The sequence below is a fragment of the Kitasatospora sp. Xyl93 genome, from assembly GCF_055383135.1.
Map to the genome: position 1 here is coordinate 7,272,061 of NZ_AP029185.1, position 24,958 is coordinate 7,297,018.

The 24,958-nt window shown below is 75.3% G+C and carries 22 protein-coding genes; 13 read left to right on the forward strand and 9 right to left on the reverse strand.

The window, feature by feature from the left end; genetic code table 11:
• Nucleotides 1–30 precede the first annotated feature (30 nt).
• From ftsH to ACZ5GH_RS31585, 3 genes are all read left to right on the forward strand, one after another.
• Complete coding sequence (gene ftsH / locus ACZ5GH_RS31575; RefSeq protein WP_387759223.1) at nt 31–2,145, forward strand: ATP-dependent zinc metalloprotease FtsH; 2,115 nt, start codon at nt 31–33, stop codon at nt 2,143–2,145.
• 134 nt (nt 2,146–2,279) lie between these two features.
• Nucleotides 2,280–3,119, forward strand: a complete 840-nt coding sequence (gene nadE, locus ACZ5GH_RS31580; RefSeq protein ID WP_387759225.1) for an ammonia-dependent NAD(+) synthetase — start codon at nt 2,280–2,282, stop codon at nt 3,117–3,119.
• Entirely contained in the window at nt 3,116–4,051 is a 936-nt protein-coding gene (locus tag ACZ5GH_RS31585) for an ADP-ribosylglycohydrolase family protein (protein WP_464335982.1), read from the forward strand. The genes nadE and ACZ5GH_RS31585 overlap by 4 nt, the downstream gene beginning before the upstream one ends.
• A gap of 63 nt (nt 4,052–4,114) precedes the next feature.
• Here the strand turns inward: ACZ5GH_RS31585 and ACZ5GH_RS31590 are convergent, their stop codons facing one another.
• Nucleotides 4,115–4,417 carry a hypothetical protein gene (locus tag ACZ5GH_RS31590; RefSeq protein WP_464335983.1) on the reverse strand — a complete coding sequence of 101 codons (303 nt, stop codon included), beginning with the start codon at nt 4,415–4,417 and terminating at the stop codon, nt 4,115–4,117.
• 258 nt (nt 4,418–4,675) lie between these two features.
• Here ACZ5GH_RS31590 and ACZ5GH_RS31595 point away from each other — a divergent pair, with 258 nt between their 5' ends.
• Complete coding sequence (locus tag ACZ5GH_RS31595) at nt 4,676–5,443, forward strand: SDR family NAD(P)-dependent oxidoreductase (protein WP_464335984.1); 768 nt, start codon at nt 4,676–4,678, stop codon at nt 5,441–5,443.
• A gap of 55 nt (nt 5,444–5,498) precedes the next feature.
• Here the strand turns inward: ACZ5GH_RS31595 and ACZ5GH_RS31600 are convergent, their stop codons facing one another.
• From ACZ5GH_RS31600 to ACZ5GH_RS31610, 3 genes are all read right to left on the reverse strand, one after another.
• On the reverse strand, nt 5,499–6,209 hold the full coding sequence (locus ACZ5GH_RS31600; RefSeq protein ID WP_464336905.1) for a hypothetical protein: 711 nt from the start codon (nt 6,207–6,209) through the stop codon (nt 5,499–5,501).
• A gap of 242 nt (nt 6,210–6,451) precedes the next feature.
• Nucleotides 6,452–8,125 carry a DUF885 domain-containing protein gene (locus ACZ5GH_RS31605; RefSeq protein ID WP_464335985.1) on the reverse strand — a complete coding sequence of 558 codons (1,674 nt, stop codon included), beginning with the start codon at nt 8,123–8,125 and terminating at the stop codon, nt 6,452–6,454.
• Between the two features lie 299 nt (nt 8,126–8,424).
• Entirely contained in the window at nt 8,425–8,853 is a 429-nt protein-coding gene (locus ACZ5GH_RS31610) for a DUF5997 family protein (protein ID WP_387759234.1), read from the reverse strand.
• Nucleotides 8,854–8,911: 58 nt separating this feature from the next.
• Here ACZ5GH_RS31610 and ACZ5GH_RS31615 point away from each other — a divergent pair, with 58 nt between their 5' ends.
• Together ACZ5GH_RS31615 and ACZ5GH_RS31620 are read left to right on the forward strand one after the other, a co-directional pair.
• Nucleotides 8,912–9,736, forward strand: a complete 825-nt coding sequence (locus tag ACZ5GH_RS31615; RefSeq protein WP_464335986.1) for a LysR family substrate-binding domain-containing protein — start codon at nt 8,912–8,914, stop codon at nt 9,734–9,736.
• Nucleotides 9,737–9,790: 54 nt separating this feature from the next.
• Nucleotides 9,791–10,372, forward strand: a complete 582-nt coding sequence (locus ACZ5GH_RS31620) for a DUF421 domain-containing protein (protein ID WP_387759237.1) — start codon at nt 9,791–9,793, stop codon at nt 10,370–10,372.
• Here ACZ5GH_RS31620 and ACZ5GH_RS31625 read toward each other — a convergent pair.
• Together ACZ5GH_RS31625 and ACZ5GH_RS31630 are read right to left on the reverse strand one after the other, a co-directional pair.
• Nucleotides 10,335–11,066, reverse strand: a complete 732-nt coding sequence (locus ACZ5GH_RS31625; protein ID WP_387759239.1) for a rhomboid-like protein — start codon at nt 11,064–11,066, stop codon at nt 10,335–10,337. The genes ACZ5GH_RS31620 and ACZ5GH_RS31625 overlap by 38 nt on opposite strands.
• A 188-nt stretch (nt 11,067–11,254) precedes the next feature.
• Nucleotides 11,255–12,535 carry a cytochrome P450 gene (locus ACZ5GH_RS31630; RefSeq protein ID WP_464335987.1) on the reverse strand — a complete coding sequence of 427 codons (1,281 nt, stop codon included), beginning with the start codon at nt 12,533–12,535 and terminating at the stop codon, nt 11,255–11,257.
• 309 nt (nt 12,536–12,844) lie between these two features.
• Between ACZ5GH_RS31630 and ACZ5GH_RS31635 the strand changes: the two genes are divergently transcribed.
• Nucleotides 12,845–14,248 carry an amidase gene (locus ACZ5GH_RS31635; protein WP_387759243.1) on the forward strand — a complete coding sequence of 468 codons (1,404 nt, stop codon included), beginning with the start codon at nt 12,845–12,847 and terminating at the stop codon, nt 14,246–14,248.
• 211 nt (nt 14,249–14,459) lie between these two features.
• Here ACZ5GH_RS31635 and ACZ5GH_RS31640 read toward each other — a convergent pair whose 3' ends face one another.
• Complete coding sequence (locus ACZ5GH_RS31640; RefSeq protein ID WP_464335988.1) at nt 14,460–16,400, reverse strand: FUSC family protein; 1,941 nt, start codon at nt 16,398–16,400, stop codon at nt 14,460–14,462.
• Nucleotides 16,401–16,832: 432 nt separating this feature from the next.
• Between ACZ5GH_RS31640 and ACZ5GH_RS31645 the strand changes: the two genes are divergently transcribed.
• From ACZ5GH_RS31645 to ACZ5GH_RS31665, 5 genes are all read left to right on the forward strand, one after another.
• On the forward strand, nt 16,833–18,011 hold the full coding sequence (locus ACZ5GH_RS31645; protein WP_387759246.1) for a phytanoyl-CoA dioxygenase family protein: 1,179 nt from the start codon (nt 16,833–16,835) through the stop codon (nt 18,009–18,011).
• Nucleotides 17,993–19,327 (forward strand): DUF6271 family protein, encoded by a 1,335-nt coding sequence (locus ACZ5GH_RS31650; protein ID WP_387759247.1) that lies wholly within the window; start codon nt 17,993–17,995, stop codon nt 19,325–19,327. Before ACZ5GH_RS31645 ends, ACZ5GH_RS31650 begins: the two co-directional genes overlap by 19 nt.
• A gap of 125 nt (nt 19,328–19,452) precedes the next feature.
• Nucleotides 19,453–20,667: a type III PLP-dependent enzyme gene (locus ACZ5GH_RS31655; RefSeq protein WP_387759300.1), complete on the forward strand. Its 1,215-nt coding sequence runs from the start codon at nt 19,453–19,455 to the stop codon at nt 20,665–20,667.
• The gene (locus ACZ5GH_RS31660; protein ID WP_464335989.1) at nt 20,664–21,257 is read left to right on the forward strand and encodes a GNAT family N-acetyltransferase; all 594 of its coding nucleotides are present in this window, start codon (nt 20,664–20,666) and stop codon (nt 21,255–21,257) included. The genes ACZ5GH_RS31655 and ACZ5GH_RS31660 overlap by 4 nt, the downstream gene beginning before the upstream one ends.
• A gap of 5 nt (nt 21,258–21,262) precedes the next feature.
• On the forward strand, nt 21,263–22,468 hold the full coding sequence (locus ACZ5GH_RS31665) for an MFS transporter (protein WP_464335990.1): 1,206 nt from the start codon (nt 21,263–21,265) through the stop codon (nt 22,466–22,468).
• A gap of 83 nt (nt 22,469–22,551) precedes the next feature.
• Here ACZ5GH_RS31665 and ACZ5GH_RS31670 read toward each other — a convergent pair whose 3' ends face one another.
• Both ACZ5GH_RS31670 and ACZ5GH_RS31675 read right to left on the reverse strand, forming a co-directional pair.
• Complete coding sequence (locus tag ACZ5GH_RS31670) at nt 22,552–22,944, reverse strand: MerR family transcriptional regulator (protein WP_464335991.1); 393 nt, start codon at nt 22,942–22,944, stop codon at nt 22,552–22,554.
• A 16-nt stretch (nt 22,945–22,960) separates the two neighbouring features.
• Nucleotides 22,961–23,986 (reverse strand): MDR family NADP-dependent oxidoreductase, encoded by a 1,026-nt coding sequence (locus ACZ5GH_RS31675; RefSeq protein ID WP_387759252.1) that lies wholly within the window; start codon nt 23,984–23,986, stop codon nt 22,961–22,963.
• A gap of 228 nt (nt 23,987–24,214) precedes the next feature.
• Here ACZ5GH_RS31675 and ACZ5GH_RS31680 point away from each other — a divergent pair, with 228 nt between their 5' ends.
• Nucleotides 24,215–24,955 (forward strand): PIG-L deacetylase family protein, encoded by a 741-nt coding sequence (locus ACZ5GH_RS31680; protein WP_387759253.1) that lies wholly within the window; start codon nt 24,215–24,217, stop codon nt 24,953–24,955.
• Nucleotides 24,956–24,958 lie beyond the last annotated feature (3 nt).

The window sequence follows — 24,958 nt, forward strand, 5'->3', positions numbered from 1 at the left end:
GTCCGGCCCCCCGAGAGGCGGTGAGCGTGGATGATCGTACGAATCCGGCTGCGCGCTTCCGATCACCCCGCGACCCCGCCCGGTCCCGGCTCCAGCTCCAGCCCCGGTTCCAGCTCCAGCCCCGGTTCCGGCCCTGGCCCCAGGCCGGGCTGGGGCCAGCCGCGGGGCCCGGGCCGGGGCCGCAACCAGGGCCCGGGACCAGGCCCCGGCGGCCCGGGCAAGCCCCCGCCGCCCTCCTGGCGCCGCTGGCTGCTGCCCGTCGCCGTGCTGGTCACGCTGCTCCTGCTGGTGCTCTTCTCCAACCCCGGCAAGCCCGGCAACCGCTACGGCTACACCGACTTCCTGAACCGGGTCAACGCCGGCCAGGTGCAGACCGTGGACGTCAGCGACACCGGCGGGGTGAGCGGCACGCTCAAGGACGGCACCCACTTCACCAGCCAGATCCCGACCGCCCTGGACACCTCACAGCTCAGCAGCGCGCTCTCCGACCACCACGTGACCGTCACCGGCAGCCGGACCAGCGGCGGCGGCTCGATCTGGTCCACCCTGCTGCTGTTCCTGCCGCTGCTGATCTTCGGCGCGCTCTTCCTCTGGTCCGGCCGGATGGCCGCCCGCTCGCTGGGCGGCGGCCTGAGCGCCATCGGACGGTCCCGGGCCAAGATCATCGAGGCCGAGCGGCCGAACACCGGGTTCGCCGACGTGGCCGGGTACGAGGGGGTGAAGCAGGAGGTCAGCGAGGTGGTCGACTTCCTGCGCAGCCCGGAGCGGTACGCCGCCGCGGGGGCCAAGGGGCCACGCGGGGTGATCATGGTCGGGCCGCCCGGCACCGGAAAGACCCTGCTCGCCCGGGCGGTCGCGGGCGAGGCCTCGGTGCCGTTCCTCTCGGTGACCGGCTCCGGCTTCGTCGAGATGTTCGTCGGCGTCGGCGCCTCCCGGGTCCGCGACCTCTTCGAGGACGCCCGCAAACGCGCGCCGTCGATCATCTTCATCGACGAGATCGACGCCGTCGGCGGCCGCCGCGCGGGCGGCACCCGGATCGGCGGCAACGACGAGCGCGAGCAGACCCTCAACCAGCTGCTCAGCGAGATGGACGGCTTCGACCAGAGCACCGGCATCGTCGTCATCGCCGCCACCAACCGCCCGGACGCCCTCGATCCGGCCCTGCTGCGCCCCGGCCGCTTCGACCGGCAGGTCACCGTCCCGCTGCCCAACCAGGCCGAGCGGGCCGCCATCCTCGCCGTGCACGCCCGCGGCAAGACCCTGGGCCCGGACGTCGACCTCGGACGGCTCGCCCGCGGCACCCCCGGATTCTCCGGCGCCGACCTCGCCAACCTGGTCAACGAGGCCGCCATCAACGCCGTGCGCGCCGACCGGGCCACCCTCACCGCCGATGACCTCGACGCCGCCCGCGACCGGGTGCTGCTCGGCCGCCGGGAGTCCTCCAACGCGCTGCTCCCCGAGGAGCGGCACGCCGTGGCGGTGCACGAGTCCGGACACGCGCTGATGGCCGCGCTGTGCGAGCACGCCGACCCGGTCGCCAAGGTGACGATCCTCCCGGCCGGCGTCGCCCTCGGCGCCACCGAGCAGCTGCCCGAGGCCGAACGGCACCTGTACAGCGAGGGCTACCTGACCGACCTGCTCACCGTTCAGCTCGGCGGCCGGGCGGCGGAGCTGGTGGTCTTCGGCGAGGGCTCCACGGGCGCCGCCAACGACCTCGCCAACGCCACCTCGGTCGCCACCCGGATGGTCCGCGAGTTCGGCCTCTCCCCGGAACTCGGCCCGGTCGGCTACTCCAGCGGCACCCCGCACTACCTCGGCGACAACCCCGAGGACCTGCTGCGCCGCCCGTACTCCGAGCAGACCCAGCGCGCCGTGGACGAGGCGGTCGCCCGGCTGCTGCGCCGGGCCGAACGGCGGGCCCTCGACCTGCTCACCGAGCACCGGCACCACCTGGACGAGCTGGCGGCGCTGCTGGTCGCCCAGGAGACGGTGGACGGCCGGGTGGTGCTCGACATCCTGACGCACCTGGCGCCGGGGCCGCAGCCGCCGGTCTCGCTGCGCAAACCGGACGGGCCGGGAGAGCCGGACAGGACGGGAGAGCCGGACGCGGCGGGGGAACCGGACGAGCCGGCGAAACCCGGATAGCTCGCGAAAGCCGCGGCCCCGGCGGCCCCGGCGGCCCCCGCGGAGCCCCGCGAGGCCCCCGCCCGTGACGGCCGCGTCGGCGGTGGTCGTATCCTCGTGACCGCGTCACGTACCCACCGTCCCGAGGAGTCGGAATGACCGAGCCCCTGCCCGCCGACGTCCAGCGGGAGATCGCCCGTGCCCTCGGCGTCGCCCCCGTGCCGGACCCCGCGGCGGAGGCCGAGCGCCGGGTGGAGTTCCTGGCCGAGCAGGTCCGGACCACCGGCGCGCGCAGCCTGGTGCTGGGCATCAGCGGCGGTGTCGACTCCACCACCACCGGGCGGCTCTGCCAGCTCGCCGTCGAGCGGCTGCGGGCCGAGGGCCGCCAGGTGACCTTCACGGCGATGCGGCTGCCGTACGGCGTCCAGGCGGACGAGGCGGACGCCCAGCTCGCGCTCCGCTTCATCCGCGCCGACGAGGTGCTGACCGTCGACGTCAAGCCCGCCACCGACGGCGCGCTCGCCGCCCTGAAGGCCGCCGGCCTGACCTACGACGACCACGGCCACGAGGACTTCGTCGGCGGCAACGTCAAGGCCCGCCAGCGGATGGTCGTCCAGTACGCGGCGGCGGGCGCCAAGGGCGGGCTGGTCGTCGGCACCGACCACGCCGCCGAGGCCGCCGTCGGCTTCTTCACCAAGTTCGGCGACGGCGCGGCCGACGTGATGCCGCTGTCCGGCCTGACCAAGCGCCAGGTGCGGGCGATCGCCGAGGCGCTGGGCGCGCCGGCCGAGCTGGTCAAGAAGACCCCGACCGCCGACCTGGAGAACCTCGCCCCCGGCCGCCCCGACGAGGACGCCCTCGGCGTCAGCTACGACGAGCTGGACGACTTCCTGGAAGGACTGCCGGTCACCGAGGACGTCTTCCGCACCGTCCTCGGCCACTACCGCCGCACCGAGCACAAGCGCAACCTCCCGGTCACCCCGCCCGTGGCATGACCGGCCCGGACGAGCGCGCCGCCGGGGCCGTCCTCGGAGCCGCCGTGGGCGACGCCCTCGGCGCCCCCTACGAGTTCGGCCCGGCCGGCGCCTTCTCCGCCCGCTTCCCGGACACCCCCGGTGACCTGGTGGCGGGCGGCAGCTGGGCCCTCGGCGAGGCCACCGACGACACCCAGATGGCCGTCCTGGTCGCCGAGTCGCTGGTCGAGCGGGGAGGTCTGGACCTCCCCGACATCTTCGACCGGTTCCTCCGGTGGGCCGCCGCCGAGCCGCACGACATCGGCGTCCAGACCGAAGCCGTCCTCACCAGCGGCCTGCCCTGGGACCTCGCCGCCGCCATCCACTTCAACACCACGCTGCGCGCCGCCGGCAACGGCGCCCTGATGCGCGCCTCGACCTCCGCCGTCGCCTTCGCCCGCGCCGGCCGGCAGGCCACCATGGACGCCGGCCGGCGCATCGCGGCACTGACCCACGGCGACCGGGCCGCCTGGGAGGGCACGGCGATCTTCCACGAGCTCGTCCGGCTCGCCCTCGACGGCGGCGACCCGCTGGCCCAGCTCCCCGCCGTCCTGTCCCACGTCGACCCGGGCCACCGGGAGCGCTACGCCGCCGTCCTCGCCCCCGACTGGCACCCGGAGCGCGCCACCGAGGCCAACGGCGCGGTCTGGCCGTGCCTGGGCTCGGCGGTGTGGGCGCTGCGCACCACCGACGGCTTCGAGCAGGCGCTGCGTGCGGCGATCGACCTCGGTGGGGACACCGACACCGTGGCCGCCGTCACCGGCGGCCTGGCCGGGGCCCGGTACGGGGCGGCGGCGATCCCGGAGCGCTGGATCGAGCCGCTGCACGTCGCGCTGCCGGGCTTCGGCGGGCGGGTGCTGCGGGCGGCCGAACTACTCGACCTCACAGCCAGGGTGACGATCAGTCAGAAATGAGGGTGGGGCGGGGCCGACCGACCGACCGCCCGCGACGGGACGGCCCGGCGGCTCCGGTGCGGCCTACCAGAGGAGGACGGCGAGGATCCCCGGCGGGTCGACCAGGAGGCGGGCGATCAGGGCTCCCAGCGCCGCCAGATGGGCGAGGAGTGCGCCGAGCGTCGCCCAGCGCCAGCGGCGGTGCGGGGTCGACCTCCGGCCGGCGACGGCCGCGCCCAGCAGGGCCGTGAGGACGGTGAGCCCGAGCAGGGCCGCCGTGACCTGCGGCAGATCGTGCCGGGGCGGGGCGGGGGCGTCCTGCCAGAGGTGCATCAGCAGCCACCCGTCGGTCACCGCCGTCAGGCCGCCGGTCACCACGGCGAACACCGTGTCAGGGGCCTCCTCGCCTGTGCCCCTGACGCCCCTGACTCCTTTGACGCGCTTGACGCTCCTGGTGCCCGTCCGTGCCACTGTGCCCGCCCCCCGATGCCGGCCCGCCCACGTGGCTGGCTACGGTAGCGGGGAGAAGGGCCGGACCCGTAGGGGTGGGCGGCGCACGCGGCCGGAGGCGTGACGGAGCGGTGGCGCCGAGGGCGGGCCAAGGTGGCCGGTGTGCGGCCGGCTGACGGACGAGGGGGCGGAGTGATGACGGTGGATCGGCTCGCGGTGGTGTCCGGGGGCGGTACGGGCATCGGCCGGGCGATCGCGGCGCGGCTGGCCGGGGACGGGCACCGGGTGGTGATCCTGGGCCGCAGGGCGGCCGTGCTGGAGGAGGCCCGGGAGGAGATCGAGCGGGCTGCCGGGCCGGGGCGGGTCGTGCCGGTGGCGGCCGATCTGACCGATCCGGCGGCGGTCGGGGCGGCGGCGGCCCGGATCACCGGACTCGGGCCGGTGGACGTGCTGGTGAACAACGCGGGTGCGATCGTCACACCGCCCGCCGACGGCAGTCTGGCCGCGCTGGCGGCGTCCTGGCGGCGGGACCTGGACGGCAACCTGCTCACCGCCGTGCTGCTGACCACCGCGCTCCAGGACGGGCTGCGCCGCCCCGGCGGCCGACTGGTGGTGATCAGCTCGGCGGCGGCCCAGCGCGGCGGTGCCGGCCCGCACTCGGCGGGCTCGTACGCCGCCGCCAAGGCCGCGCTGCACGGCTGGGCGTTCGGCCTGGCACGGCAGGTGGGCCCCGACGGGATCACGGTGAACGTGCTGGCGCCCGGCTACATCGAGGAGACCGAGATCTTCGGGGCGGGCTGGAGCGAGGAGTTCCACGCCCGGAAGGTCGCGGACACCCTGGTCGGCCGGGCGGGTACCCCGGCCGACGTGGCCGAGGCGGTCGGCTACCTGGCCTCGCCGGCCGCCGGGTACCTGACCGGTCAGGTGATCGGTCTCAACGGCGGTGCGGTGCTGGGCCGTTGAGCCGCGCCGCCGGGGCCCGGCGGCGCGGCCCGTCACTCCCCGCCGGCCCGGTCGGTCACTCCCCGCCGGCGTCGGCGTCGGCGTCTGCTTCCGGGCTCTGGGCGGCGCCGGAGCCGGTGCGGACGGCGAGCCTCGCCTCGGCGGTCGTCCAGTCGGTGGCGATCGCCTGCTGGGCGGCGGCCAGGGTGACCTGGCCCTTGCAGATCGCGGTGTGCAGGTGGGTCTCCACCGTGTCCTTGGGGTTGTTCGGGCCCCTGCCGGGGACGTGGCCGGGGGAGGGCGGCTGGACCCACAGGTTGCGCGGGTCGTTGGGGTCGCCGCCGAGCTGGAGGCTGATCAGGTGGTCGTACTCGGCGTCGCCCATCGGGCCGGTGTAGCCGTAGGACTTGGCGTTCTCGGCCTTCTCCCGGCCGGTGATGTTCGACGGCGGGCGGATGGTCGAGGTGTAGCCGCCCTGCTTGCAGATGGTGTCCTTGAGGTTGTCCTGGGTGACCGCCGGACTGATCGCGCCCGGCGTGCAGCCGAGGTCGGGCAGCGGCTGCTTCTCCGCGGTGTAGCGGTAGTGGCAGCTGCCCGGCGCGGGCTGCGGCTGGACGTCGTAACTGCTCTGCGGGCCGGGGCCGGTGGCGATCGCGGCGGCCGCGGGCGGGGCGGCCGCCGCGGCGTCGCCCGCGGCGGCCGGGGCGGAGCCGACACCCTCGGCGGCGTGGTCGCCTCCGGACGAGCAGCCCGCGGCCGCGGCGGCGAGCAGGACGGCCGCGGCCATGGCCAGGGCGCGGCGGACGGGAGCCGGCACGGTTCCTCCATCAGGGTGTGCGGGAGCGGCGGTCGCCGGGTGTGCCCCGGCCCCGCCGGCGGACACTACCGTGCCCCTACGGCCCGTGGGTGACGCCATGTCCGGGCGCGGGAAGCCTTCACCGGGCGCGCGGAACCGTTTCCGCAACGGCACCGGCCCGCCGGGTCGCGCCGTCCGCGCCCCCGACGGCCCCTGGTGCGTCAGACGCCTAGCTAGTGCTCCAGGATCCAGTCCGTCACCAGCTCCTCCAGCACCGCCAGCGGCAGGCTGCCGTGCCCGATCAGCTGGTGGTGGAACTCCCGGACGTCGAACCGGGCGCCGAGCACGGCCTGCGCCCGCTCGCGGTGCCGCACGATCTCCCGGCGGCCGATCAGGTAGGCGGTGGCCTGGCCCGGCCAGGCGATGTAACGGTCGATCTCGTTGCGGACGTTGGCCTCGGTGGTGGCGGTGTTGGCCCGCAGGTAGGCCTTCGCCCGCTCCCGGGACCAGCCGTAGTGGTGCATCCCGGTGTCCACCACCAGCCGGACCGCCCGCAGCGCGTCCAGCGACAGCATGCCGAACCGGGACAGCTCGGAGCCGTACAGCCCCATCTCGTCCGCGAGCCGCTCGGTGTACAGGCCCCAGCCCTCGACGTGGGCGGTCAGCTGGCCGCTCGGGTTCCGCCGGAACCGCGGCAGGTGGTGCAGGGTCTGGGCGACGGCGAGCTGGAGGTGGTGGCCGGGCACGCTCTCGTGGAAGGCGATCGCCTCGTACTCGTAGCTGAACCGGGTCTCCGGGCGCAGCGTGTTGATCCAGTGGGTGCCGGGCAGCCCGCCCGGGCCCGGCGGCTGGTAGTAGGCCAGCGGCGCGGTCTCCGCCTCGATCGGGTCGATCTCCCTGGTCACGCAGTCGGCGATGGGGTACGGGCGGAACCAGTCGGCGGAGGCCCGGCGGGCCCGCTCCAGCGCGCCGTTCACCAGGGCGACGATCTCGGCCGCGCTCCCGAAGCGCAGCGCCGGGTCCTCGCGCAGGGCGGTCAGGACGGCCGCGGGGTCGGTGACGCCCAGCACCTTGCCGCCGAGTTCGGCGAACTCCTCGCGCAGCGCCTCCACGGCCTCCAGACCGGTCCGGTGCACCTCCTCGGGGGTGAGGCCGGGCCGGGTGAAGCGGGCGACGGCGTCCGCGTAGCCCTCGGTGCCGCCGGGCACGTGGCAGACCCCGGCCTTGTCGTCCGGCCGGGCGCCCGGCGCCAGCCGCTCGGCCAGCCCGGCCCGGAAGCGGGCCACCGCCGGGCGGACGGCGTCCCGCACCAGGGCGTGGGCGCGCTCGAACTCCGGGCGGCCGGCCAGCGGCCGCAGCAGCTTGTCCTCGGCCGGGGCGGTGGCCAGGTGGGCGTCCAGCTGGGCGACGGCGGCGTCCACCCCGCTGCGCAGCGGGTGGCGGCCCTCGGCGGCGGCGGCCAGGGTGCGGCGCAGGACGGCGTCGAAGTAGCCGGGCAGGGCGGCGAGCCGTTCCACGAAGGCGTCGGCGCCCTCCTGGTCGACGGAGGTCATGGTGAGCGCGGTGAAGGCCTCGTTCTGCGGGGCGACGATGGTCGCCGAGACGCCGAACTCGGCCAGCCCGTGGGTGATCCCGCCGATGCCGTTGTCGATCAGCCGGGCGAGCACCCGGTGGGTGATCCGGTCCTCTCCGGCCAGCGCGTCCAGGGGGATCGCGGCCAGCCGGCCGGCGAAGCCCCGCAGCGCCTCGCGGTGCCGGTGCGCGGCCGCGCGGGACGGGTCGGGCACCAGGTGGCCGTAGCCCTCGACCCCGCTGAGGGTCGCCTCGAACGGGTTGTGGGTGTTCTCGGCGGCGAAGAACTCGTCCGCGAGTGCGGCGAGTCCGGCGTGCTGAGGCTGCTCGATCACTGGTCCCCCTGGTCCGGTGCGGTCGGTGCGGCACGGGAGGCCGGTGGGGCGCCCCGATCCCGCCGATTATTCGGAGCGACCGGCGGCGCGGTCAATACGCGGCGGGGGGAGGGGAGTTCCAGCCGGGGCCGGTGCCGGCCGCGCCGTCGACGGGGGCCGGGACCGAGCCGTACGGCCTCGTCCGGCGGGCCCGCACACGACGGTGCCGACGCCCGTCGGAACGGACGCCGGCACCATCGTCGTGCAGCGGCCCGGCCACCGGCGCCGGAGCGCCGCCGTGCCGGGCGGTGGAGAACGGGTCAGCGGGCCTGGGCGGCCTTGCCCTCCTTGGCGGCCTTGGTGGCGGCCTCCTTCTCGTGCTTCTCCTTGATCCGGGCGGTCTCCTTGCGGACGTCCACCTGGTTGGCGCGCTCGTGCTGGAGCCAGAGCGGGTTCTCGGCCTTGATCGCCTCGATCTGCTCGGTGGTGAGCGCCTCCGTCACGCCGCCGCGGGCGAGGCCGGAGATCGAGATGCCGAGCTTGGCGGCGACCACCGGGCGCGGGTGCGGGCCGTTCTGGCGCAGGTCCCGGAGCCACTGCGGCGGCTCGGACTGCAGCGCGTTGAGCTCCTCGCGGGAGACCACGCCCTCCTGGAAGTCGGTCGGCGCCGCGTCGAGGTAGATCCCCAGCTTCTTGGCCGCCGTGGCCGGCTTCATGGTCTGGCTGGTCTTCTGCTTGAGCGATGTCATGGAGACAAGGGTAAGGGAGTGCGCGGGCGCTTCCGGTCACGGTCGGTAGCCTTGCCCTGTGACAGACATGCAGGTGAACCCCTCCTTCCGGCTCGTGTACGTCCCGGGTGTGACCCCCGGCAAATGGGTCCGGGTCTGGAGCGAGCGGCTCCCGGACGTTCCGCTGGAGCTCCTCGCGGTGCCGTTCGGCGACGGCGAGCGCACCCTGCGCGAGGGCGGCGCGGACGCCGGACTCGTCCGGCTGCCCGTCGACAAGGACGTGCTGAGCGCGATCCCGCTCTACACCGAGACCACCGTCGTGGTCTTCCCCAAGGACCACTGGCTCGCCGCCGCCGAGGAGGTCCCGCTGGACGACCTGGCCGAGGAGGTGGTCTTCCACCCGCTCGACGACACCCTCGGCTTCACCGCCGACACCCTCCCCGGGCGCCCCGCCATCGCCCGTCCGGACCGGACCGAGGACGCGATCGAGCTGGTCGCGGCGAACGTCGGCGTGCTCCTGGTGCCGCAGTCGCTGGCCCGGCTGCACCACCGCAAGGACCTCACCTACCGGCCGGTGGTGGAGGCGCCGCAGTCCCAGGTGGCGCTGGCCTGGCCGCAGGAGCGGACGACGGACCTGGTGGAGGAGTTCATCGGGATCGTCCGCGGCCGCACGGTCAACAGCTCGCGCGGGCGCGGGGCCGGGCAGGCGGCGCCCGAGGCGCAACCGAAGAAGGCGGCGGCCGGCCGGGGCAAGCCGCAGCAGAAGGCCGGCGGGCAGCGCAGCGGTGCGCAGAAGTCGGGCGGGCAGAAGGCCGGCGGGCAGCGGGCGGGGTCCCAGAAGGCCGGCGGAGCCAAGGCCGGCGGGCGGGGCGCGGCGGCCCGGCGCGGCAGGCCGAAGCGGTGACCGTGGCGTAGCGTCGGCCCCGTTCCCAGCGGCCGAGGCGGGAGGAGCGGGGCAGTGTGGCACGACCTGATGGCCGTCCAGATTCCGATCGCGGAGAAGGTGCTCCGCACGATCGCCGTCTACGCGCTGATCCTGGTGCTGTTCCGGCTCGTCGGGAAGCGCGGGCTGGCGGGGATGAACACCTTCGACATGGTGGTCGTCCTCCTGCTCTCCAACGTGGTGCAGAACGCCGTCATCGGCAATGACGACAGCCTGCTCGGCGGCGTGGTCGGCGCGGTCACCCTGATCGCGGTGAACTCCGCCGTCACCCGCTGGCTCGCCCGCGACCCGAAGGCCGCCCGACTGCTGGAGGGCACCGCCACCACCGTGGTGGAGGACGGCCGGCTGGTGCCCGGGGCGCTGCGCAGCCTGGCGCTGCGCCCGTCCGAGCTGGAGCACGCGATCCGGATCCAGAACGGCGACGGCCTCGGCGAGGTGGCCCGGGCCCGGCTGGAGCCGGACGGGCAGTTGCTGGTCGCCCTCAAGCCGGACGAGCAGGGCGCCACCCGGGGCGACGTCGAGGACCTGCGGCGCCGGCTGGCGGAGATCGAGCGGCTGCTCACCGCCATCGCGGCCGACCGCCGGCCGCCGCGCTGACACGGCGCCGGCGGGCGGCGGTGAGCGCGACGCCGGCGGCCAGGGCGAAGCCGAGGGCGGCGGCGAGGAGGTGGCCCACGGTGGTGAAGTCCGGCAGGGGTCCGGGCCATTCGCCGTCACCGGACAGCGGCCAGGCCACGACGAAGGCGGCCCAGGGCAGCCGGGCCCAGCGGGGCACGGCGAGGGTGGCGAGGGCGAGGACGGTCTGGGCGCCGTAGCTGATGCCGTAGTCCGAGGCCTGGCGCACGCTCTCCGGGTACCAGCCCTGCCGCAGGGCGAGCAGGATCACCGCGGCGGTGACCAGGGTGGCGGCGATGTGCCCGCCGAGGAAGACGGCGGCGGCGCGCGGGCCGCCGAAGCGCCGTTCGGTCCAGGCGAGGCAGCAGCAGACGCCGAGGCCGAGGGTGATCAGGGTGCCGCCGAAGCCGGTGGTGAGGATCTCGGTGAGAGTGCCGTCGAAGAGCAGCGCGCTGCCGAACAGGGCGGTGACCGGGTGGTCGTGCAGGTTGTCGAGGTTGGTGCTGATGTGGTCGCGGAGCGCGTCCGCCCGGTCCGGCGTGAGCAGGTTCTCGACCCAGACGTGCCCGAGCAGGAGCAGGAGGACGTAGCCGAAGGTCAGCGGCGAGCGGCGCGGATACGTCCGGACGGCGCGGAGCAGCCCGGTCAGGAGGCCCCGTGGGGTGCGAGCGTTCATGGTCTGGTGGTGTCCCGGTCGAGCGGCCTGGTTCCGGCCGGCGCCCGTGCGGCCGGCCACGCCGGGACAGTACCGAAGCCCGGTCACCGGCCTCCGGTCGGCTCCCGGGTCGGTCACGCCGGGCAACCCGGGTCGGTGACGCCGGGGCTTCCGGGTCGGTGAAGCCGGGACCCCGGGCCCCGGCCCGGTCAGCGGACCCGGCGGGTCAGCGTCGCGGTGAAGGGCCGGGGTGCGAGGGAGGGGCCGCGGGTGGGGCGGACGGGTCGGCCGGGGGTGGGGGCGATGGTCCAGTGGGCGGCGATGGTGGCGATGGCGAGGACGGCCGTGGCGGTGCCGAAGGCGTCGCCGGCGCTACGGTGGGCGCCGAGGCCGAAGGGCGTGCGGGCGCCGGGGGCGGGCCGGGCGGTGGTGAGCCAGCGGTCGGGGTCGAAGCGGTCGGGGCGGGGGAACAGGTCGGCCCGGCGGTGCAGCAGGTAGGGGCTGTACAGCAGGGTGGCGCCGGCCGGGACGGGGTGGCCGCCGAGCTCGGTGTCGGTGGTGGCGGTGCGGCTGAGGATCCACGGCGGCGGGTAGAGCCGAAGGGTCTCGCTCACGATCCGGGCGGTGAGCGGGAGCGCGGGCAGGTCCTCGAGACGGGCGGGGCGGCCGTCCAGGACGGTGTCGAGTTCGGTGTGCAGCCGCATCCGGACGGCCGGGTTGGCGGCGAGCAGCGTCCAGGCCCAGGAGAGGGTGTCGGCGGTGCTCTCCGGGCCGGCCGGCAGGAAGGCGGCGAGCCGCTCGTGGACCTCGGCGCCGGACGGGGGCCGGCCGTCCTCGTCCGGCGCGGCGAGCGGCGTGGAGGGCAGGTCGTGCCGGTCGGTGCCGGCGGCGCGGTGGTCGGCGGTCAGTCGCCGGGTGAACTCCCGCAGGTCTTGCCGGGCACGGCGGAGGCGGTTGCCGGGGCTGGTGAGGCGGTCGGCGCCGGGCGGCGGCGAGCCGGCCCGCTCGTGCGCGGCGGCCAGGCAGCGGGCGGTGACGGCGGTGGAGAGGCGGCACATCGCGGCGGGGACGTCGATCACGTCGCCGTCGCGCCAGCGGGCGGTGGCGTCCGCGATCCCCTCGGCCATCGGCGCGGCGTGGTCGGGCAGCCGGCCGTGGTGGAGGGCGGGTGGCGGCGGCCGGTGCCGGTGGGCGGTGGCGGGGAAGGCGGCGAGGCCGTCACCGAAGGCCTCCCGGGCCCTGTCCGGGAGGGGCCCGCCCGGGCGGAAGGTGCGGTCGTCGGCGAGCAGCCGGCGGACCAGCTCGGGGTGGCAGACCACGTACGCGCGCAGCGGGCCGAGTCGCAGCCGGACGAGGTCGCCGTGGGCGGGCAGGCCGGCGACGAACTCGTGCGGGCGGTGCAGGAGGGCGGCGGCGTGGCCGAGCAGCGGGAGGCCGCCGGGGGCGCTGGCCGCGGTGAACCGGGTGGTCGGGGAGAAGGGGGTCGGCACGGGGCGGCACCTTGGTTCGGGTGGGAGGACCGGGACGAATCGTGAACGTGATCTTTCCCGGCGGTGTACGGCGAAACGGTCCCGGACCGGCGGACGGGGTGAACGTGGGGGCGCGGGCCGAACGGTCGTGCGCCCTCGAAGATTTGATGAGTCGTTTACCCGTCGAAGGCGTCCCCGGCCCGGCGGCCGCGGCCGGCCGCGCCTACACTCGGAGCCCTGTGAGATTACCGGTCAGTAGAACCGGGCAGGAACGATCGGCCGGTGCGATCGTCGGGCGGCGTGACGTCCGGCAGGGAGTGGGGAGTTCGGATGACCGACGAGCGGGTCCACGCGTTCGCCGACGACGCCCTGGGCGCCTACGACGCGGTGGCCCTCGCCGCGCTGGTGCGGTCCGGCGCGGTCAACCCGAGGGAACTGGTCGGCGCGGCCGTCGACCGGGCCGGCCGGGTGGACGGCACGCTGCTGCCCGTCGCCCACGCGTCGTACGACAGGCCGCAGATCAGCCGGGAGGGCATCGGCGGTCCGCTGTGGGGCGTGCCGACCTACCTCAAGGACAACGTGGACCTGCGCGGCCTGCCGACCGCGATGGGCAGCGAGGCCTACCGCGCCCGCCCGGCCCGCCGCAACGCGCGCTTCACCGACCAGTTCCTCGCCACCGGCCTGGCCGTCCTCGGCAAGACCAGGCTGCCCGAGTTCGGCCTCAACGCCTCCACCGAGTTCGCCACCGCCCGACCGGTGCGCAACCCGTGGAAGCCCTCGCACTCGGCCGGCGCCTCCTCGGGCGGTGCGGCGGCCCTGGTGGCCTCCGGCGTGGTGCCGATCGCGCACGCCAACGACGGCGGCGGCTCGATCCGCATCCCGGCGGCCTGCTGCGGACTGGTCGGGCTCAAGCCCACCCGGGGCCGGCTGGTCACCAACGCCCAGGGCGGGAAGCTCCCGATCGACCTGGTCACGGACGGGGTGCTGACCCGCTCGGTGCGCGACACCGCCGCCTTCTTCGCCGCCGCCGAGCGGCACCGCGTCAACCCCGGGCTGCCCCCGCTCGGCCTGGTCGAGGGGCCGGGCACACGGCGGCTGCGGATCGGCCTGGTGGTGGACTCGCCGATCGCCAAGACCGACGAGCCGACCCGGCAGGTGGTCGAGGAGACCGCCGCCCGGCTGGAGGCGATGGGCCACCTGGTCGAGCCCACCGAGCTACCCTTCGGCGAGGAGTTCTCCCGCGACTTCGTCAGCTACTGGGGCTACATCGCCTGGGCCATCGCGGCCACCGGCCGGCTGCTGATCGACCCGAGCTTCCGGGCCAACAGGCTGGACGGCCTGACCACCGGGCTGCGCCGCCGCTTCCAGGCGGAGTTCCCGCAGACCCCCGGCGTGCTGCGGCGGCTGCGCCGGGCCGAGGGCGTGTACGCGCGGATCTTCCGGCACCACGACGTGATCCTGTCCCCGGTGCTCGCCCACACCGCCCCGCCGATCGGGCACCTGAGCCCGAACGTGGACTTCGACGAGCTGATCGAGCGGCTGCTGCGCTACGTCGCCTTCACCCCGGTCAACAACGTGACCGGCGGGCCGGGCATGGCCCTGCCGGCCGGCTCGGCGCCCAGCGGGCTGCCGGTCGGGGTGCACCTGTCGGCGGCGCACGGGCAGGAGCGGCTGCTGCTGGAGCTGGCCTTCGCACTGGAGGCGGAGCGGCCCTGGCGACGGATCCAGGACTGACGCCGGACGCCGCCGACCGGGAGTCGTTCCGGCGCTCGACGGCACCGCCGGCCGGCCGTCGGCGCTCGACGGCACCGCCGGCCGGCCGTCGGCGCTCGACGGCACCGCTGGTCAGGGCGTCGGGGCTCGACGGCGCGGGTGCCCGGAACGTCGGCGCTCGCGGGGGCGCGGCTGCTCGGGGCGTCGGCCGCCCCGCCCGGCCCGCGGGCGCTCAGGGCGCAGGCGCCGCCACCGACCGGGCCGCGTGCACCTCCCGGTGCAGCCGGGCCAGCGCGCAGCCCGGCGCCAGCGCGTCCGGCTCCGCCTCCGGCAGCGGCTCGCCGGTGCGCAGCGCCTCGGCCAGCTCGGCCAGCTCCCGGGAGACGGTGGCGACCTCGGCGGCGGTCGGCACCGGCGCGCCGTGCTCGACCCGCACCCGGGTCGCGGTGGTGGCGTCCACGATCCGCTCGACCGCGATCACCACCGGCCACCACGCCTCCGCCCGGGCCCCGACCGGCGGCGGCTCGGTGAGCGCCCGCTGGAACTCGCTGCGCACGGTGGACAGGTCCCGGTAGAGCCGCCGCCGGTAGCGGGCACGGGCCGGCTCGTCCCGTCCGGGCGCGGTGGTGAAGGCCAGTGACACGTACGAGGCGGTGTCCTGGACGGCGTCGGCGAGGCGGTCGCCGATCCGGGTGTGCCAGGACTCCGGCCACAGCAGGTAGCCGGCCAGCAGGGCGATGCCGCAGCCGATCAGCGAGTCGTACAGCCGGGGCAGCACCAGCTGGAAGCCCCGGTGGTTGAGCAGGTCCGAGAGCAGCAGGATGACCGGGGTGATCGCCGCGGTCTGGAAGGCGTACCCCTTGGCGGACAGCGCCGGGATCAGCGTCGCCAGCCCCGCCATCACCGGGACGTCCCACCAGCCGTGCGGCACCTCGGCGAGCACCGGCATGGCGATCAGCAGCCCGGCGGCGGTGCCGAGCGCGCGCAGCACCGCGCGGGAGAACACCGATCCGAAGTCGGGCTTCAGCACGAAGGTCACGGTCAGCGTCACCCAGTACGAGCGGGGCACCGCGATCACCGAGACCAGCACCTGCGCCAGCCCGATGCACAGCGCCAGCCGCAGCCCGTACCGCCAGGACGCGCCGGACAGCAGCAGCGCCCTGGTGGCCCGCCGGGCCCGGACCGCGAGCCGGGCGGGCCGGCCGATCCGGTCGTCGAAGGCGTACGGGTCGGGCGAGGCCTCGTACGCGACGGTGGCGGCGTGTCCGATCGCCTCGACCAGCGCGCGGGTGGACGGGCCGGCGGGGGCGGGCAGGTCGAGCGGCGGGGCCGGGCCGGTGCGGTTCTGCTCGACGGCGTCGGCCAGCGCGCGGACGGCGGCCGGGTAGTCGGCGGGCAGCGGGCCGAGACCGGACGGGCGCAGCTGGGCCGCCGGGGCCGCCTCGACCATCGGGATCACCGCGTTGAGCTGGGCGAGCAGCCGGGCCAGGGTGGGCGAGCGGCCGTGCCGGCGGGCCCGGCGGGCGAGCAGCAGGTCGTAGGACTGGTTGAGCGACCGGGTGAGCTCGTGGCGGCGGCCGTCGTACTCCGGTGTGCCGGTGGCCTCCAGCAGGTCGGCGACCGCCCGGTAGGTGCCGGCCACCACCGACCGCTCCGGGACGCCCAGCCGCAGCGGCCAGGCGAGCAGGGTCAGCGCGAGCACCACCAGGCCGCCGAGCAGCAGCAGGGCGGGCGGCAGCCACCAGGGGGAGGGCAGCGGCAGGCCGGCCCCGACCACCGCGTTGAGCAGCAGGAGCAGTCCGGAGACGGAGGCGACCGCGCCGATCGAGGAGATCATGCCGGAAACCAGCGCGACGACGGTGACCGTCGCGACGGCCGTCCAGCCGGTGCCGAACACCAGGGTGCCGACCAGCAGCCCGAGGGCGCCGAACAGCTGGGGCACGGCGATGTTGAACACCCGCATCCGGTACGCGTCGGCGGTGTCCCCGATGACCCCGGACAGGGCGCCCATCGACACCAGCGCGCCGTAGCCGGGCCGTCCGGTGGCGGTGCCCACCGCGAGCGGGGCGGCGAGCGCGACGGAGGCGCGGGCGACCGCCGCCCAGGGGATCGGAGCGGCCCGGGGCCGCAGGCTCTCGGTCAGCCACGGGGGAGCCGTCAGCGCGCGTGCCATAGGGCCAACGTACGGCCGACCCGGGCGGTTCACCGTTTCACGGTTATGTCAATTCCGGAAACATACCCGCTCTTATGTCCGCCTCCGAAACATAAAGCGAACCCCGAGAGGCGCGGTGAGCTGCGCTGATTTCCCAATCGGTAACCCGAGGGAAAGGGTTGACACCATTAGTTGGTCTAGTCCAACGTATGGGGGGTGCGGTCCGGTAGGGGCTGATGTGAAGTGAGGGGCCTTGCCGGGCGGGTGAGTTGGCCCCCCGACGTGGCGCTGCTCCGTGCCCGTGGGGCCGGAGGCGGGAAGGGTCGTGCGCGGACGGCCCTTCGATCCGCGCTCGAATTCCTCTCGCGGCTGGTGAGCGGCCGCCGACCCGCCGTGCCCGCACCGAGCGCCGAGGAAGCGCCGCGCCGACTACGAACCATGGAGTGACTGCCCGTGCCGAGCCCTGCCGAACACCCCGACGGAACCGCCGGCGAATACCTGTACCGGGCCGCCTCGGAGCGCCCCTACTTCAGCGCCGACACCGAGAGCTACCTCGCCCGGACCGCGCTGCGCGAGGTCCGCAAGAAGCACCCGCTGCGGGTGCTCTCCGAGGAGGACTTCGCGTTCTGGCAGACCTACGGCTACGTGGTGGTGAAGCAGGCGATCCCGGCCGAGGCGGCGCGCCGACTGCTCGACTTCGCCTGGGAGTTCCAGGGCCTGTCGCCGGACCGCCCCGAGGAGTGGTACCGCGAGCGCGAGTACCGCGACGAACTCGACCGGCACCTGCACATCTACGGTTTCGTCGAGGCCTACCACCACCAACTCCTCTGGGACAGCCGCCAGTCGCAGCGCGTCTACGACGCCTTCGTGGACGTGTGGGACTGCGAGGAGCTCTGGGTCACCCTCGACCGGCTCAACCTCAACCCGCCGAACGTCCGCAACCGCGACCGCGCGCTGATCGAACCCACCGACCGCGGCTTCGACATCGAGCTGCACTGGGACGTCGACACCACCCAGGGCATGCTGCCGCAGCGCGTCCAGGGCATCATCGCGCTCAACGACACCGCCCCCGACCACGGCGGCTTCCAGTGCGACCCGGAGCTGTTCCGCCGCTTCAACGAGTGGCAGGCCGCCCAGCCGGCCGACCGCGACCCGATCCGGCCGGACGTCGACCGCACGGAGTTCCCCGTGGTGCGGCCCGAGTTGGAGGCCGGCGACCTGCTGATCTGGAACGGCCTGCTGGCCCACGGCGTCGCGCGCAACACCTCCGAGAACGGCGTGCGGGCGGTGCAGTACCTGTCGATGATGCCCGCGCTGGAGGAGGCCGAGAAGCTGCGCCGCTCCCGGGTGGAGTCCTGGCGCACGCTCGCCACCCCGGACTGGAACCGCACCCTGGTCGGCGACGCCGACCGGCCCGAGGCGCAGCGCTACGCGACCGCCGAACTCACCGAGCTGGGGGAGAAGCTGCTCGGCCTGCGGTCCTGGAGCGGCAAGCCCTTCGATGACCACGAGCCGTCCGCGGGGCACGAGCCGTTCGAGCATGAGCCCTTCGAGGGGCACGAGCCGTTCGCGGGGCGCGGGGAAGGCCGGCGGGACGCCGAGGGGGAGCGGGAATGCGCGACGTCTGCCTGACCCTGCCCACCAACCGCGAGTGCGCGGACACCATCACCGCCGTCGGCGCCGAAGCCGCCCACGCCGTAGGGCGGTTCGACGTCCGGGTGCACCTGCTGGTGCTGGACTCCGCCGACCCGGCCGCCCGCGCCCGGCACGCCGGGGCGCTCGCCGCCCTGCCGGCCGTCGAGGGCGTGGTCGTCCACCACCTGGACGAGGACGCCCAGCGCGCCTTCCTGCGCGAGGTGGTCGACCGGTCCGGCGCGGCCGCCCCGGACCGGCTGCTCGACCTGATGCTGCCCGACGCCGTCTCCTACGGCGCCTGCACCAACCGGGCGTTCCTGCTGGCCGCCGCCCTCGGCTGCGCGTCGGTGCACCGCCGCGACTCCGACAGCCGCTACCAACTGCTCGACGGCGAACCGGTGTTCCCGATCGATCACGAGCTGGCCACACTGGGCCTCAAGGCCGCCGACGCGGCCGCCGCCGTCACCCGGAACAGCCTCGACGCGGCGCACGCGGACAAGCCGGTCGCGCTGGTCGGCGCCTCCTTCGTCGGCGAACTCTCCGTCGACATCGGCGAGATCCGTGAGCTCGACCCCGAGGTGTACCACGACGTGGTCGCGCTCTGGGCGCCCACCGGCGCGAGCGAGAAGGAGAAGCGCGAACTCGTCGCCGACTCCTTCACCGGCGGCGGCACCGAACCGTTCACCGTCGACCGCGCCGTGCTCGACCTGCCCGACATCTGGCGCATCGACATGTGCAACATCGGCCTCCACCACGAGGTGTACGAACGGGTGCCGCTGCCGCCCGCCACCGACACCATCGGCAGCGACTACTTCCTGCACCACCTGGTGCGGGACGCGACCCTGCCGGGCGTCACCCACAACCGCCACATCGTCAACTACTACACCCCGGAACGGCGCACCGGCCCCGGCTTCACCGCCTACCAGCTGCGCTACGCCAAGTTCCTGCTCTCCATGCTCTACCTCCACCCGGTCTACCGCGAGATGGAGGCCGCCGGCGGCGCCCTGCTGGACGAACGGCACCGCGTCCGCCCCGAGCCGATCGCCGACTCCGCCCGCCGCAGCGCCGCGACGGACCGCGCGGAGAACCACCGCAGGCTCGCCGAACTCGACCGCTGCTACCGGCGGCTCGGCGGGAAGTACGCCGAGTTCGCGGACCACCTGGCGCCGCTAGGGCCGCGTCTGCTCGACGAGGCGCAGACGGACATCGAGGACTTCGCCGCACTGATCGACGCGTGGGGCCCGCTGGTGCGGGCGAGCAAGGCCACCCCCGCCGACCGGCTGCCGCGCCAGTCGGACGGGACCACCACGTGACACGCCAGACCACCAGCCATGCCACCGGCCACCCCGGCAGCCATGCCACCGGGCACGCCGGTAGCCACGCCACCGGCCACGCCGACAGCCACCCGCCCACCCACCGCGCCCCGGCCGTCGCCGTGGTGCACACCGACGCACCCCGCCCCGACGGGCACGACGGCGGCGCGCTGCGCGCCGCGCTCGCCGCCGCCACCGACGACCGGATCTTCTACGACCTCGACGGCATCGGCCGCCAGTACGCCGCACTCCTCGCCGAACTGCCCGGCGTGGCCGTCCGGTTCGCGATGAAGGCCTGCCCGGTGGACGAGGTGCTGGACCACCTCGCCGCGCTCGGTTCCGGCTTCGACGCGGCCGGCCCGCAGGAGATCGCCCAGGCGCTGCGCACCGGCGTGCCGCCCGAGCTGATCCACTACGGCAACACGATCAAGTCCGACCGCAACATCGCCGAGGCCCACCGGCTGGGCGTGCGGGACTTCGCCACCGACAGCCTGGAGGACGTCGCGGCGATCGCCCGACACGCGCCCGGAGCACGGGTGTTCTGCCGGATCGCGACCACCGGCGAGGGCGCGCTGTGGGGCCTCAGCCACAAGTTCGGCTGCTCACCCGAGGACGCGCTGCGGGTGCTCGGCGAAGCCCGTACGGCCGGGCTGGTGCCGTCCGGCCTGTCCGTGCACGTCGGCTCGCAGCAGATGACCGCCGAGGCCTGGAGCGCGGCCGTGGAGTCGCTGGCCGCCGTGCTGGAGGCGCTCAACTGGCGCGGCATCACCCCGACCCGGATCAACCTCGGCGGCGGGCTGCCCGCCCTCGGCGTCCTCGACCGCGGCGGGCGCCCGCTCGACCCGCCGCTGGACAAGATGTTCGCGGTGATCCGCGAGGGCATGGAACGGCTGAACGCCGTCAACGGCGCACCGCTGGAGTTCCTGCTGGAGCCCGGGCGCCACCTGGTCGCCGACCACGGCGCGATCCGCGCCCACGTCGCCCGGCTCACCTCCCGCCACCGCCTCGACGGCGCCCGGGAGGACTGGCTCTACCTCAGCTGCGGCAAGTTCAACGGCTTGTACGAGATGGACCAGCTCCAGTACCGGCTGGAGTTCCCCACCCACCCCGGCGGCCAGTTCGTCAACGCCGTGGTGGCCGGCCCGACCTGCGACAGCGACGACGCCTACGCGCAGGAGGGCGGCCCGGTGCGCGTCCCGCGCGCGGTCGGCTCCGGCGACCCGGTCTGGATCCACTCCTGCGGCGCGTACGCCACCGCCTACGCCACCCGCGGGTTCAACGGCTTCGCGCCGCTGCCGTACAGCTGCATCGGCGGGCGCCGCAACGGAGGAAGCGCATGAGCGAGTACCGCATCCGGCTGCTCCGCGAGGAGGACTGGGACGCCGTGGTCGCGCTGGAGGAACGCGCCTACGCCGCCAGCGGCCTGTCCGAGGGCCGCGAGGCGCTCCGGTCCCGGCACCGGGACTCGCCGGACACCTGCTTCGTGCTGGAGCACCCGGGCGGCCTCGGCGGCTACCTGCTCGCCCTGCCGTACCCGCTGTTCCACTGCCCGGACCTCAGCCGCAGCGAGGACGCGGGCGGGCGCGGGGCCGGGGGCGGCGCGGACGGCAGGCCGACCAACATGCACGCGCACGACCTGGTGATCTCCGAGGAACTGCGCGGCCGGGGCCTGTCCCTGCGGATGCTGCGGCACCTGGAGGAGACCGCCCGGGCGGCCGGCTACCGGACCGCCTCGCTGGTCGCCGTCCGCGGTTCGCACGTGCTGTGGACCCCGCTGGGCTACCGCGCCCGGCCCGAGATCGACCTGCCCGAGAGCTACGGCACCCGGGCGGTCTACATGGCGATGCCGCTGGACCCCGTCCCGGCCCGGCCGCTGCCGCACTCCACCGTCCCGGTCCCCGGGCCGCACCCCAGAGCCGAAGTGGGCTGATACCGATGTCCCCCGTTCGCGACGACTTCCGCCGGTCCCAAGTGGCCATCGGCGCCCTGTTCTTCGTCCTCGGATTCCAGTACGCGACCTGGGTCTCCCGGGTGCCCGCGCTGAAGGCCAGGCTCGACCTGGGCGAGGCCCAGATCGGTCTGCTGCTGATGACCTGCGGAGTCGGCGCGGCGGTGTCCTTCCCCCTGGTCGCGGTGCTGACGCGGCGGCTCGGCTCCCGTTCGCTCTCGGTGCTGTCCGCACTCACCCTCGGGGTGATCCTGCTCGCGCTGTCGGTGGTGCCGAACTACCCGGTGACCCTGTTGGTGCTGTTCCTCGACGGCGTCGCGGTCGGCTGCCTGAACGTCGCGATGAACGCCCAGGGCGCCGCGCTGGAGGCCCGCTTCGAGCGGACCACGATGTCCCGGCTGCACGCCACCTTCAGCGCCGGCTCGCTGCTGGCCGCACTGCTGGCCTCGGGAGTCACCTCCCTCACCGACACCCTGGCGGTGCACTTCGGGCTGGCCGCCGCGCTGCTCGCGGTGCTGGTCGTGGCCGCCCGGCCCGGGCTGCTGGCGGACGGCCCGGCCGAAGCCGCCGGACCGGCGGAGCGCAAGCGCCGCCGCGGCTTCGTGCTGCCGACCGCCGTGACCCTCTGGATGGGCCTGGCGATGGTGTTCGGCACCGTCACCGAGGGCGCGATGAACGACTGGTCGGCGCTCTACCTCAAGGACCACGTGCACGCCGGAGCCGGGCTCGCCCCGCTGGGCATCGCGGTGGTCTCGGTGATGATGGTCTGCGCCCGGATCTTCGCGGACGGCTGGCGCACCCGCTTCGGCGACAGCCTGATCGTACGCACCGGCAGCCTGCTGGCCGGCCTCGGACTCGCCCTCGCCCTGGCGGTCGGCGGCGTGGTCCCGACCCTGCTCGGCTTCGCCTGCGTCGGCCTCGGCGTGGCCGCGGTGACCCCGTGCGTCTACGTCGCCGCCGCCCGCCAGGGCGCCGACGCCCTCTCCCTGGTCGCCGCGATGGGCACCACCGGCCTGCTGGCCGGCCCCGCCGTGATCGGCTTCATCGCCGGCGCCACCAGCCTGCTCTGGGGCATGGCCGCCGTCGCCGCCTCGGCGGCCGTCGTCTCGCTCTGCGCCACCCGGATCCGCTGGCCCGACCGACCGGCCCCCGGCGCCCCCGCCGAGGCACCGCTCGCCGCCGACCCGGCCTGACCGCCCCCCCGTACGCTCGCCCGGGACCTCGCGCACCCCCGTCGCGGAGGTCCCGGGCGCGTTCGACGGGGAACGCGGGCCCCTCAGCCCCCGGCCGGGATCTCCGTGCCACCGGTCGCGACGTGGTGGAGGAGCTTGGCGCGCAGCTCGGTGAGCCGGGCGATCTCGGCGTCCAGCGCGGCCAGCCGGGCGTGGACCACGGGCGCGAAGGTGTCGGGCCCGGGCGATTCGGAGCAGCGGTGCGGCGGGTCCTCGCCGAGCAGGTCGAGGCGGTGGGCGCGGCTGGCCAGGTCGTCCACCGTCAGCCCCACGGCCAGGAGTCGGCGGATCACCCGGACCCGGGCGACCTCGGCCGGGCCGTACTCGCGCTGACCGGAGGCGGAGCGGGCGGGCGGGTGCAGGAGCCCGCGCTGCTCGTAGAAGCGCAGTGCCCTGGGCGTGGTGCCCGCCGCCGCTGCCGCGTCCCCGATCCTCATGCCCGCTCCTCGGTCGTCAGAGTTCCAGTTCCACGACGGTGGTTCCGAAGGTGTCCCCGGTGAACAGTTCCGTCAACGCCGCGGGGGCCCGGTCGATGCCCGGAACCGACGTCCGGGGAAGGGTGATCTCCCCGGCGCGCAGCCAGCCGGCGAAGCGCTCGCGCCACTCGGCCTCCAGGTCCGGGTGGTCGAATCCGGAGAAGCCGCCCAGGGTCATGCCGTGGGTGATGACCCGGAAGGCGTCGATCACGGCCGGGGCGTCGCCGCCCGGGCGCTCCGGATCGAGTTGGCCGGCCAGCGCGCCGACCAGGGCGAACCGGGCGCCGTGCCGGGCCGCGTCCACGGCGGCGGTCAGCTGCTCGCCGCCGACCAGGTCCAGCACGACGTCGAGCCCGCCGGGCGCGGCCTCGGCGAGCTGCTCGGCGAACGGCCGCCCGTCGGGCACCAGCACGGCGTCGTAGCCGAGTTCGGCGATCAGCCGCTTCGCCTTGGCGGACGAGCGGGTGGTCCCGATCACCCGGGAGGCGCCGAGCAGCCGGGCGACCTGCCCGGCCACCGTGCCGACCGAGGCCGACGCGCCCGTCACCAGCACCACGTCGCCCGGGCGCACCCCGGCGGTGCGGGTCAGCGCGCCGTAGGCGGAGGACGCGGAGGAGACCAGCGCGACCGGATCGGGGAAGTCCGCCGGGACGGTGGTGAACCGCGCGGCCTCGGCGACCGCGTGGTCCCGCCAGCCGGCGAGGTGGGTGACCAGGTCGCCGGGGCGCAGTGGTCCGTCCGCGGGGGCGGCCAGCACCTCGCCGAGGGCCGGCCCGAACATCGCGTCCCCCGGCCGGATGTGCGGCAGCGGCAGGTCGGCGGCCCCACCGCCGATCAGGGTGCGCAGCGCGGCGAAGACCAGGAACGCCCGGTTGCGGACGAGCACCTCCCCGGGGCCGGGCGCCGGCAGCGGCTCCTCGGCCACGGTGAAGTCCCCGGGGGCGGGCAGCCCGGACGGTGCGGCGGTCAGCCGGACGACGCGGGCGGTGGTGGGCAGGGCCATGGCTGCGCTCCTCGGCGGGAAGGGGGGGCGGCGGCCGGTGCGGCCGCGCGGTGCCCGGACGCTAACCCCTGACCCTTGCGTCAGGGGCAAGCCCCCCGCGTGCGACGGTGTCTGACGGGGCGTGTGGGAAGCCGGTCTTCTAGAGTCACGGGTGGTACGAACGTGCGAGTGCGGTGCGTCCGTACGACCGTGAGCCGCAGTGAGTCGCCGTGAGAGGAAACGAGCAGGATGACCGAGCAGACCCCCGAGCCCTTCGAGCCCGTCGACGAGGACTGGCAGACCGCGGTGGCGATCGTCGCCCACCCCGACGACATGGAGTACGGCGGGGCCGCGGCCGTCGCCCGCTGGACCTCACAGGGCAAGAAGGTCGTCTACGTGATGGTCACCAGCGGCGAGGCCGGCATCGACTCGCTGGACCCGGCCGAGTGCGGGCCGCTGCGCGAGGCCGAGCAGCTCGCCTCGGCGCGGGTGGTCGGCGTCGACACCGTCGAGTTCCTCGGCCACCCGGACGGCGTGGTGGAGTACGGGCTGCCGCTGCGCCGGGACATCGCCCGGGTGGTGCGCAGGCACCGGCCGGACATCGTGATCACCAGCAACTTCCGGGAGACCTACGGCGGGGTCTTCCTCAACCAGGCCGACCACATCGCGGTCGGCCGGGCCACCCTGGACGGGGTCCGGGACGCCGGGAACCGCTGGGTGTTCCGCGAGCTGCTGGCCGAGGGCCACGAGCCGTGGAACGGCGTGCGGCAGATCTGGGCGGCGGCCTCCCCGGACGCGAAGCACGCGGTGGACACCACCGAGCACTTCGACCGGGGCGTAGCCTCGTTGGAGGAGCACAAGGCGTACCTGGCCGGGCTGGGCGGGGCGATGGCGCAGCCGCGGGAGTTCCTGGAGGGCTTCGGCCGGGGCGCGGGCAGCCGGCTGGGGACGCGTTTCGCGGTGCCGTTCGAGGTGTTCCCGTTGAGCTGAGCC

Coding starts and splice junctions, on each gene's coding strand:
- ACZ5GH_RS31585 (WP_464335982.1), top strand. CDS start 3,116: ATGACCGGCCCGGACGAGCGCGCCGCCGGGGCCGTCCTCGGAGCCGCC.
- ACZ5GH_RS31670 (WP_464335991.1), bottom strand. CDS start 22,944: ATGAGGATCGGGGACGCGGCAGCGGCGGCGGGCACCACGCCCAGGGCA.
- ACZ5GH_RS31595 (WP_464335984.1), top strand. CDS start 4,676: ATGACGGTGGATCGGCTCGCGGTGGTGTCCGGGGGCGGTACGGGCATC.
- ACZ5GH_RS31635 (WP_387759243.1), top strand. CDS start 12,845: ATGACCGACGAGCGGGTCCACGCGTTCGCCGACGACGCCCTGGGCGCC.
- ACZ5GH_RS31680 (WP_387759253.1), top strand. CDS start 24,215: ATGACCGAGCAGACCCCCGAGCCCTTCGAGCCCGTCGACGAGGACTGG.
- ACZ5GH_RS31625 (WP_387759239.1), bottom strand. CDS start 11,066: ATGAACGCTCGCACCCCACGGGGCCTCCTGACCGGGCTGCTCCGCGCC.
- ACZ5GH_RS31640 (WP_464335988.1), bottom strand. CDS start 16,400: ATGGCACGCGCGCTGACGGCTCCCCCGTGGCTGACCGAGAGCCTGCGG.
- ACZ5GH_RS31610 (WP_387759234.1), bottom strand. CDS start 8,853: ATGACATCGCTCAAGCAGAAGACCAGCCAGACCATGAAGCCGGCCACG.
- ACZ5GH_RS31665 (WP_464335990.1), top strand. CDS start 21,263: ATGTCCCCCGTTCGCGACGACTTCCGCCGGTCCCAAGTGGCCATCGGC.
- ACZ5GH_RS31600 (WP_464336905.1), bottom strand. CDS start 6,209: ATGGCCGCGGCCGTCCTGCTCGCCGCCGCGGCCGCGGGCTGCTCGTCC.
- ACZ5GH_RS31660 (WP_464335989.1), top strand. CDS start 20,664: ATGAGCGAGTACCGCATCCGGCTGCTCCGCGAGGAGGACTGGGACGCC.
- nadE (WP_387759225.1), top strand. CDS start 2,280: ATGACCGAGCCCCTGCCCGCCGACGTCCAGCGGGAGATCGCCCGTGCC.
- ACZ5GH_RS31650 (WP_387759247.1), top strand. CDS start 17,993: ATGCGCGACGTCTGCCTGACCCTGCCCACCAACCGCGAGTGCGCGGAC.
- ftsH (WP_387759223.1), top strand. CDS start 31: ATGATCGTACGAATCCGGCTGCGCGCTTCCGATCACCCCGCGACCCCG.
- ACZ5GH_RS31675 (WP_387759252.1), bottom strand. CDS start 23,986: ATGGCCCTGCCCACCACCGCCCGCGTCGTCCGGCTGACCGCCGCACCG.